This is a genomic window from Streptomyces phaeochromogenes, assembly GCF_001418655.1.
In the GTDB taxonomy this organism is placed as follows: domain Bacteria; phylum Actinomycetota; class Actinomycetes; order Streptomycetales; family Streptomycetaceae; genus Streptomyces; species Streptomyces phaeochromogenes.
On sequence record NZ_LIQZ01000392.1, the window covers coordinates 1 to 2,494 of the forward strand.

Here is a 2,494-nt window from a genome sequence, read left to right on the forward strand (position 1 = left end):
GGGCCAGGTAATAGCCGACCTGCTCCCCGCCTCCCGCGTAAGGGACGCCGCACTCGTGGCAGGCGGCGCCGCGCTCACGGGCCTCGCGGCCCAGATAGCGGTCCCGGTCCCGGGCTCCCCGGTCCCGGTGACGGGCCAGACCTTCGCGGCCCTGCTCGTCGGCACGGCGCTCGGCACCGGCCGAGGCCTCGCCTCCCTCGCGCTCTACGCACTGCTCGGCCTCGCGGGCGTCCCGTGGTTCGCCGAGGGCAGCGCCGGCGCCACCGTGTCCTTCGGCTACATCCTCGGCATGCTGCTCGCGGCCACCGTCGTGGGCGCCCTCGCCCGCCGCGGCGCCGACCGCTCGGTCGTACGGATGGCCGGCACGATGCTCCTGGGCGAGGCGATCATCTACGCGATCGGCGTCCCGTACCTGGCGCTCGCCGCCGACATGACGCTGACCCAGGCCGTCGCGGCCGGCCTCACCCCGTTCCTCCTCGGCGACGCGCTCAAGGCCGCCCTCGCGATGGGCGTGCTGCCCACCGCCTGGAAGTTCGTCAAGCGCGAGGGCTGACGGCGCCCTACGCCCGCCCACCCCGTACGGCGCCTCCGCGGTGAGACCGCGGAGGCGCCGTACGCGTACCTGTCGTGCCGTGGTGGGGAGTGGGGGCCTACGACTCACTCCGCTGAGGCCGCCGCTGTGTCCACCACAGGCCCGCCGCGCCCGCGGAGATCAGCGCCGCGCCGACCGCGCCGAGCGGCAGGATCCGGTCGGCCGGACCGGTCTTGGGCAGCTCCTTGCCGCCCGACTTGTTGCCGCCGGCCTTGTCGCTGCCCGGGGTGACCGGGCTGTTGTCGGTGCCGAGCAGGAGCGGCGTGGCCGGTGCGTTCGGCGACGGGTTGTTCGCGCCGAACGGGACCGGGCCCTGCTGCCAGAACGTCTTCGTGCCGTCGGCGTCCTGGACGGGCAGGCAGATCTTGCCCTCCTTCTTCAGATCGAAGGTCGCGTCCACGGCGTACGACTTCGACTTGCCGGCCGCGAGATTGTCGATGGCACATGCGAAACCACTGTTCGAACCTTCGGGGAGGTCTTTCTCGGCGATTTCCGCACAGCCCTCGACACCCTTGACCGAGAGGCCGTCAAATCCGACCACAAGCAGTCGGATTGCGCCGCTGTCCTTCGTCCCCCCGTTCTTTACCGTGGCGGTAATCGCCGTTTCCTGTGAGCTGTTGTCGACCTCGATCTTCTCGGGCAGCAGCGTCGTCAGCTCGACACCCGCGGGTGCCTTGTCAACGGCCTTTCCCCCCTTGCCGCTCATCGGCCCTTCGTCGTCCGCGCCGGCCGAGAAGGAAAAGATCATCACTGCCGAGAAAGATGCAGTGAGCAGCGATCCTGTGGCGATCGTCATGCGACGAGAACTCATGTTCGTCCCCCTTGTATCCCCCTGACTGCGCCTGAATTCGCAGTCTTTGAAGTGGTACCACAAGATTTCTCCCCACTATGCTGGTGTGGCACGAAGTTGTGACCGTTGTGCTTCTTTGCGGTTCTTCTGTGGCAGGTGTTGAAGGGGGGCATGGGGGTGCCGGAAATAACGAGGGGCGGTATTCCGGGATTGCTGGTGACGGGCCGTTACCGGCTGGCCGAGAGCATTGGTCAGGGGGGAATGGGACGGGTGTGGCGGGCCGTCGACGAAATCCTCGACCGGCAGGTCGCCGTCAAGGAAATGCGCATAGACGGCATGGACCAGGAGAACGCCCGGACCCGTCGCGAACGAACCCTGCGCGAGGCCAGGGCCACGGCCCGGATCGACCACCCCAACGTCGTGCGCGTGTACGACGTGGTGGACCAGGGCGAACGGCTGTGGATCGTGATGGAACTGGTCGACGGCCGTTCCCTGGACAAGGTCCTGGCGGAGGACGGGCCGCTGAGCCCGCGCGGCACGGCACGGATCGGGCTCGGCCTGGTCGCCGCGCTCGGCCAGGTGCACGCGGGGGGCGTGCTGCACCGGGACATCAAGCCCGCCAACGTCCTGGTCGAGCGGCGCGCCGGCCGGGTCGTCCTCACCGACTTCGGCATCGCCGCGATCCAGGACGCCGAGGCGCTGACGATGGCGGGGATGCTGGTCGGCTCCCCCGACTACATGGCACCCGAGCGGGTCTCCGGCCGGCCCCAGGGCCCGCCGTCCGACCTCTGGTCCCTCGGCGCCACCCTCTGCGCGGCCCTCGGCGGCCGTTCCCCTTTCTCCCGCGCGACCACCCTCGCCACCCTGCACGCCGTGCTCTACGAGGAGCCGGAAATCCCCTCCGCGGCGGGGGAGTTGAGAGAGGTCCTGTCGGCCCTCCTGCTCAAGGACCCGTCGGTACGGCCGGGCTTGGAGGAACTGGAGGCGATCCTCGGCCCGGTGGCGGACGGGAGCACGGGGGCGTCCGCGCCGCCGGGTGCGACGGCGGGGCTGGCCACGGCGGTTGGGCTGGGAGGGGCGGTCGGTCCGGAGCGGGCCGAACCGGCGGAGCC

General features: G+C 70.4%; 3 protein-coding genes. 2 read left to right on the forward strand and 1 reads right to left on the reverse strand.

Annotated elements, in window-relative coordinates; translation table 11 throughout:
* A partial coding sequence (locus AOK17_RS39665; RefSeq protein ID WP_055617478.1) for a biotin transporter BioY occupies positions 1 to 553 on the forward strand: 553 nt, incomplete at its 5' end.
* 97 nt (positions 554 to 650) lie between these two features.
* On the opposite strand, the gene AOK17_RS39670 is transcribed toward AOK17_RS39665, so the two are convergent.
* Complete coding sequence (locus AOK17_RS39670; protein ID WP_079053542.1) at positions 651 to 1,403, reverse strand: hypothetical protein; 753 nt, start codon at positions 1,401 to 1,403, stop codon at positions 651 to 653.
* A gap of 240 nt (positions 1,404 to 1,643) precedes the next feature.
* Here AOK17_RS39670 and AOK17_RS39675 point away from each other — a divergent pair.
* The coding region (locus AOK17_RS39675) for a serine/threonine-protein kinase (RefSeq protein WP_245697661.1) at positions 1,644 to 2,494 on the forward strand (851 nt) is incomplete at its 3' end.

Coding starts and splice junctions, on each gene's coding strand:
- AOK17_RS39670 (WP_079053542.1), bottom strand. CDS start 1,403: ATGAGTTCTCGTCGCATGACGATCGCCACAGGATCGCTGCTCACTGCA.